This window comes from Kocuria sp. (assembly GCF_030536815.1).
Lineage (GTDB): Bacteria > Actinomycetota > Actinomycetes > Actinomycetales > Micrococcaceae > Kocuria > Kocuria gwangalliensis.
Map to the genome: position 1 here is coordinate 1 of NZ_JAUNPE010000125.1, position 6269 is coordinate 6269.

Annotated in this window: 6 protein-coding genes and 1 tRNA gene; 6 read left to right on the forward strand and 1 reads right to left on the reverse strand. The window is 63.7% G+C overall.

Annotated features, from left to right (window positions below; genetic code table 11):
* Position 1 precedes the first annotated feature (1 nt).
* From Q4E95_RS10260 to Q4E95_RS10285, 6 genes are all read left to right on the forward strand, one after another.
* A tRNA-Pro gene (locus tag Q4E95_RS10260) sits at positions 2-74 on the forward strand.
* 110 nt (positions 75-184) lie between these two features.
* On the forward strand, positions 185-1543 hold the full coding sequence (gene tig, locus Q4E95_RS10265; RefSeq protein WP_303383217.1) for a trigger factor: 1359 nt from the start codon (positions 185-187) through the stop codon (positions 1541-1543).
* A 290-nt stretch (positions 1544-1833) separates the two neighbouring features.
* Positions 1834-2436: an ATP-dependent Clp protease proteolytic subunit gene (locus Q4E95_RS10270; RefSeq protein ID WP_190780571.1), complete on the forward strand. Its 603-nt coding sequence runs from the start codon at positions 1834-1836 to the stop codon at positions 2434-2436.
* A gap of 47 nt (positions 2437-2483) precedes the next feature.
* A complete protein-coding gene (locus Q4E95_RS10275; protein ID WP_303383218.1) occupies positions 2484-3143 on the forward strand; it encodes an ATP-dependent Clp protease proteolytic subunit in 660 nt (219 codons plus the stop codon).
* A gap of 149 nt (positions 3144-3292) precedes the next feature.
* On the forward strand, positions 3293-4588 hold the full coding sequence (clpX, locus tag Q4E95_RS10280) for an ATP-dependent Clp protease ATP-binding subunit ClpX (RefSeq protein WP_303383219.1): 1296 nt from the start codon (positions 3293-3295) through the stop codon (positions 4586-4588).
* A gap of 51 nt (positions 4589-4639) precedes the next feature.
* A complete protein-coding gene (locus Q4E95_RS10285; protein WP_303383220.1) occupies positions 4640-5242 on the forward strand; it encodes a DsbA family protein in 603 nt (200 codons plus the stop codon).
* Between the two features lie 172 nt (positions 5243-5414).
* Here Q4E95_RS10285 and Q4E95_RS10290 read toward each other — a convergent pair.
* Positions 5415-6269, reverse strand: an 855-nt coding sequence (locus Q4E95_RS10290) for a class I tRNA ligase family protein (RefSeq protein ID WP_303383221.1), incomplete at its 5' end; no start/stop codon positions are given.

Consider the following 6269-nt stretch of genomic DNA (forward strand, 5'->3'; position numbering starts at 1 on the left):
ACGGGGTGTAGCGCAGTGGCTAGCGCGCCTGCTTTGGGAGCAGGAGATCGCAGGTTCGAGTCCTGTCACCCCGACGTCTGAGCGCTCACCCGCCCATAGCTAAGCGGGGGAGCCCTCGTTGACCGACCGGGCCAAACCTGGCCCGTGAGAACTGTCCATCCACGACCCCAGGAGTACAACGGAAGTGAAGAGCGCCGTCGAGAAACTCAACCCCACCGAGGCGAAGATCACCGTTGAGATCCCTTACGCCGATCTCAAGCCGTTTGTCGCGCAGACGTACAAGCAGTTGGCCGATCAGATTCAGATCCCCGGATTCCGCAAGGGTAAGGTCCCCTCGAAGCTCATCGACCAGCGGGTTGGCTTCGACTTCGTGATCGAGAACGCCCTGAACGAGGGCCTCAACGACTTCTACCAGCAGGCGCTGGCCGAGAACGAGTTGACCCCCCTGTCCCAGCCGCAGGTCGAGGTTCTGGCCAAGCCGGAATCGGACAACCGCGAGGCCGACACCAAGGTCGAGATCAGCGTGGCCATCCGCCCGGAGATCGAGCTGCCCGATTACAAGGGTCTCAAGGTCGAGGTCGAGGCCCGCGAGGCGTCTGCCGAGGACGAGCAGAAGGCACTGGACGAGCTGCGCGCTCGTTTCGGCACCCTCAAGTCCGTGGACCGCCCCGCTGCCGAGGGTGACCACGTGACCCTGGACCTGCAGGCCCTGGTCGACGGTGAGGAAGTGGACGCCGCCAATGACCTTTCCTACGAGGTGGGCTCGGGAACCATGCTCGAGGGCATGGACGAGGCCGTGACCGGTCTCTCCGCCGACGAGGACGCCACCTTCGAGACCAAGCTGGCCGGTGGCGAGCACTCCGGTTCGGATGCCACCGTCAAGGTGAAGGTCACCGCCGTCAAGGAGCGCGAGCTGCCCGAGGCGGACGACGAGTTCGCCCAGTTGGCTTCCGAGTTCGACACCATTGACGAGCTCAAGGAAGACCTCAAGAAGCAGGCCGGCGAGTCCGCCGTGGTCGAGCAGGGTATTGAAGCCCGTGACAAGGTCCTGGACAAGCTCGTGGAACTCATCGAGGTCCCGGTTCCGGAGAAGGTCATTGAGGATCAGCTGGCCCAGCACTTCGATTCCGAGCAGGCCCAGGCTTCGGCCGAGCCCGATCACGACACCGAAGAGCACCGTGCCGAGGTTCGCGCCAACGCCGAGACCGCTTTCCGCAACGAGATCATCCTCGACGCCGTGGCCGAGGCCGAAGAGGTCGGCGTGGAGCAGTCCGAGCTGATCGACTACATCGTCAACATGTCCCAGCAGTACGGCATGGACCCCAACCAGTTCGCTCAGATGCTGGATGGTTCCGGGCAGGCCGGCATGATGGTGGGCGAGGTGCGCCGCCGTAAGGCTCTCGCCAAGGTCCTCGAGTACGCCACGGTCACCGACTCCACGGGCACCGAGGTGGACCTGTCCGCCTTCGTCGGCTCCGACGACGAGGACGACGCCGCTGCCGCCACCGAAGAGGCAGAGGCCGTCGAGACCGACGCCAAGTAATCATGTGTGAGCCCGCTGCACGCGGGCGCACAGAGTGGCTCACGACGACGCCGCAGGGGGCCTTCCACGCGAAGGTTGCCTGCGGCGTCGTCGTGTGTCCGCGACCATGCGCCAGCAGCGAACAATGGGCCTGCGCCCGCGAAACGGTGCGGGTACGGCACTACGCTGCTGAGACAGAAAGTGTTCATGGGTCGCCGTGCTCCCGGCGCGCGACCCCGCCCAGAAGAAAGAGGCATTCCATGACCTCCACTCCCATCCAGTCGTACGGTGCCGCACCGGTCACTCCGCGCATGGAGGACGGGGCGCACAACGGTCAGGACGATTACGTTTACAACCGTTTGCTCAAGGAACGCATCATCTGGCTCGGTTCCGAGGTGCGTGACACCAACGCCAACCTGATCTGCTCGCAGATGCTGCTGCTGTCTGCTGAGGATCCCGAGGCGGACATCTTCCTGTACATCAACTCCCCGGGTGGCTCGGTCACCGCGGGCATGGCCATTTACGACACCATGCAGTTGATCCCCAACGACGTGGTCACCGTGGCCACCGGCCTGGCGGCCTCCATGGGACAGTTCCTGCTGTCCTCGGGCACCAAGGGCAAGCGGTACGCGACCCCCAACGCCCGCATCCTCATGCACCAGCCCTCCGGCGGTATGGGCGGTACCGCGTCGGACATCCGCGTGCAGGCCGAGCTGATCCTGTCCATGAAGAAGCGCCTGGCCGAGCTCACGGCCGAGCAGACCGGTCAGGACCTCGAAACCATCCTGCGCGACAACGACCGCGACAACTGGTTCGATGCCGAGCGTGCCCTGGAGTACGGATTCTTCGACCACATAGCCCAGTCCGCCGGCAACGTGACCGGTGGCGGCGGAACCATGCGGGAATCCAAGTAACCAGCCGTAGCTGCCACGAACCACTTCAAGAATTTCAGGACGGACCAATGAACTTGCCTCACGCCACTGCACCGCAGTTGCCCACCAGCCGCTACGTGATCCCGGACTTCGAAGAGCGCACGCCCTACGGCTACCGCCGCCAGAACCCGTACACCAAGCTGTTCGAAGACCGCATCATCTTCCTGGGCGTCCAGGTGGACGACACCTCCGCTGACGACATCATGGCGCAGCTGCTGGTGCTCGAGTCCCAGGACCCGGACCGCGATATCACCATGTACATCAACTCCCCGGGTGGATCGTTCACGGCCATGACGGCCATTTACGACACCATGCAGTACATCCGCCCCGAGATCCAGACCGTGTGCCTGGGCCAGGCCGCGTCCGCCGCATCCGTGCTGCTGGCCGGTGGCACCCCGGGCAAACGGCTGGCGCTGCCCAACGCTCGCGTGCTGATCCACCAGCCGGCCATGGAGGGTCAGGGCGGCGGTCAGGCCTCGGACATTGAGATCCAGGCCAACGAGATCATGCGCATGCGAACCTGGTTGGAAGACACCATGGCGCTGCACACCAACAAGTCCAGCGAACAGATCAACCGCGACATCGAGCGCGACAAGATCCTCACCGCCAGGGACGCGCTGGAGTACGGCATCATTGACCAGGTGTTGGAGTCCCGGAAAATCAACAAGCCGGTGACCGTCACGCAATAAAACTGACGTAGGCTGAGCGGCGTCGCGGGAGACACTTACTCCGGCGACGCCGCTGCTCACCACGTACCGGTGTCGAGCTTTGGTGCACCTTCCGCCCTGGCCTAAAATGGCGCCGAGGGCAACATCGAGATGAACTGTGAGGATTGGCTATGGCGCGCATCGGAGAGAGCGTTGACCTGCTCAAATGCTCCTTCTGCGGTAAAAGCCAGAAGCAGGTTCGCAAGCTCATTGCCGGGCCTCGGGTCTACATTTGCGATGAGTGCATTGAACTGTGCAACGAAATCATTGAAGAGGAACTCACCGAGGTCGAGGAAACCGACCACATCGAGCTCCCGCGCCCGCAGCAGATCCACGATCACCTGCAGGAATACGTGATCGGCCAGGACACCGCCAAGCGCGCACTGTCCGTGGCCGTGTACAACCATTACAAGCGCATCCGCGCGGGTGTCTCCGGGCAGACCCTCTCCATTGCCGGTTCCGACGGCAACGAAGAAGACATCGAAGTGGCCAAGTCCAACATTTTGTTGGTGGGCCCCACCGGTTCCGGTAAGACCTATTTGGCGCAGTCCCTGGCTCGTAGACTGGACGTACCGTTCGCCGTGGCGGATGCCACCTCCCTCACCGAGGCCGGATACGTAGGTGAAGACGTTGAAAATATTCTCCTCAAACTCATCCAAGCCGCCGATTTCGATCTCAAGAAAGCGGAGCAGGGGATTATTTACATTGACGAGATCGACAAGATTTCTCGTAAATCTGAGAACCCCTCGATCACGCGCGACGTATCGGGTGAAGGGGTCCAGCAAGCGCTCCTGAAAATTCTGGAGGGCACCGTGGCCTCAGTTCCTCCGCAGGGCGGGCGCAAGCATCCCCAGCAGGAGTTCCTGCACATCGACACCACCAATGTGCTTTTCATCGTGGCCGGCGCGTTCGCCGGTTTGGACGAGATCGTCCAGCAGCGCACGGGCAAGAAGGGCATCGGCTTCGGCGCCGCCATCCGCGACACCTCCGAGGTGGACCTCACCGGTCAGGTGCGCCCGGAGGATTTGCTGAAGTTCGGGCTGATCCCCGAGTTCATCGGCCGCCTCCCGGTCGTGACCACGCTGTCCAAACTGTCGGTCTCGGACATGGTGCGGATCCTCACCGAACCCAAGAATGCGTTGGTCAAGCAGTACCGCAAGCTGTTCCAGATCGACGGCGTGGAACTCACCTTCGACCCGCAGGCCCTGGAGGCCATTGCCGAACTGGCGATCGAACGGGGAACCGGTGCCCGCGGCCTGCGCGCCATTCTGGAAGACATCCTCATGCCGGTCATGTTCGACCTGCCCAGCCGCGACGATGTCGCCGCGGTTCTGGTCACCGCCGATTCCGTGGCGAAGCTGAGCGACCCGGAGATCTTCACGCACGAGATGATCGAAGAAGAGCGGCGTCGTCATAAGTCCGCGTGACGCGTGATCACCCTGTGAAAGCAACGCACCCGTCTGTCGAAAGGTAACCGTATGTCTGAGAAACAGCACGTAGATTTCTGGTTCGATCCGCTGTGCCCGTGGGCCTGGATGACCTCCCGCTGGATGGAAGAGGTCGTCGAGATCCGCGACGTGGAGGTCAACTGGCGCATCATTTCGCTGGGCATCCTCAACGAGAACAACCCGGACAATCACCATCGGGGCCACATCGAGTCCATGTGGATGGTGCGCGTGATCGAGGCCGCGGCTCAGGAACACGGCGATGAGTACTACAAGAAGCTCTACGACGCCATGGGCACCCGCCGTCACCCGGGGGGCATGGAGGACGAGCTGGAGATCATTCAGGAATCCCTCGCGGAGGTCGGGCTGCCCGCAAAGTTGGCGGACGCCAAGGACTCCGAGGACTACGACGCCGCGATCCGTGCGTCCACCGAGGCCGCCCAGGCGGTGGCCGGTCAGGACATCGGCACCCCGTGCATCGCCGTGAACGGCGTGGGCTTCTTCGGCCCCGTGTTCACCCCGGCACCCAAGGGCGAGGAAGCGGGCAAGGTCTGGGACGGTGCCCTCGCACTGGCCTCGTACCCGGGCTTCTACGAACTCAAGCGCGGTCGCGAAAAGGGCCCCGACTTCAGCTGAGCATCCTCCGCTGACGGGGATGCCCTGACATCCCAGTCCGCAAAACTGCGCCCGCGCAGGGACCTAACTGCACTTTGGCGGACCAGGATGTCAGCCACCCGGGCCCAGGCACGACATGACAACGGCGGACGATCCCCAGGGGATCGTCCGCCGTTGTCATGTGCGTGTGTGACTACACCTCGACGGTGGCTTCCAGCTGTACGTGGCTGACGGTCAGCTCGCCGTCGGCGTCCGTGAGCGTGAGGTCCGCGGCGTTACCCGCGGCCTTGAGATCGTCCAGACCGGCGCGCAGCTGCTCCAGCTGTGCGGCCGGGCCGGAGACGGTCGCGGAGGTGACCGCGGTGCGCTGCTTGACCTTGGCCTCGGACTTGGACTTGCGCAGCCCGGACAGGGCCTCGCCCACCACGGTCAGCACCTCGGGATCACCCTGTTGAGCGAGCCCGGCAAACCCGTCGATCACGGGCCAGGGAGCGCGGTGCACCGACCCCGAACGCCACCAGGACCAGACCTCTTCGGTGGCGAAGGGAATGAACGGTGCGAACAACCGCAGCAGGGTGTCCAGCGTGGTGGCCAGGGCCGCGTGCACGGATGCCTGAGCCGCTTCACCGCGCGAACCGTAGGCGCGGTCCTTGACCAGCTCCACGTAGTCGTCGGTGAAGGTCCAGAAGAAGGACTCGATCAGCTGCAGGGCGCGGGCGTACTCGTAGTCCTGGAACGCGGTGCTCGCACGGGTGACCACATCGGCCAACTGGGTCAGCAGGGCGCGGTCCAGGCCGTTGACGACCACCGACTCGTCCGTGCCCGAACCCAACACGGAGGCCTCGGTGACACCCTGGGCCAGCACGAACTTGGAGGCATTGAGCAGTTTGATGGCCAACCGGCGGCCGATTTTCATCTGCCCCTCGTCGTAGGCGGTGTCCGCACCCAGCCGGGCGGAAGCCGCCCAGTAACGCACGGCGTCCGAACCGTACTTCTCGAGCACATCGGTGGGGACCACCACGTTGCCCTTGGACTTGGACATCTTCTT

Excerpts from the sequence above, each read along its gene's own strand:
- Q4E95_RS10270 (WP_190780571.1), top strand. The coding sequence starts at position 1,834 with ATGGAGGACGGGGCGCACAACGGTCAGGACGATTACGTTTACAACCGT.
- Q4E95_RS10275 (WP_303383218.1), top strand. The coding sequence starts at position 2,484 with ATGAACTTGCCTCACGCCACTGCACCGCAGTTGCCCACCAGCCGCTAC.
- clpX (WP_303383219.1), top strand. The coding sequence starts at position 3,293 with ATGGCGCGCATCGGAGAGAGCGTTGACCTGCTCAAATGCTCCTTCTGC.
- Q4E95_RS10285 (WP_303383220.1), top strand. The coding sequence starts at position 4,640 with ATGTCTGAGAAACAGCACGTAGATTTCTGGTTCGATCCGCTGTGCCCG.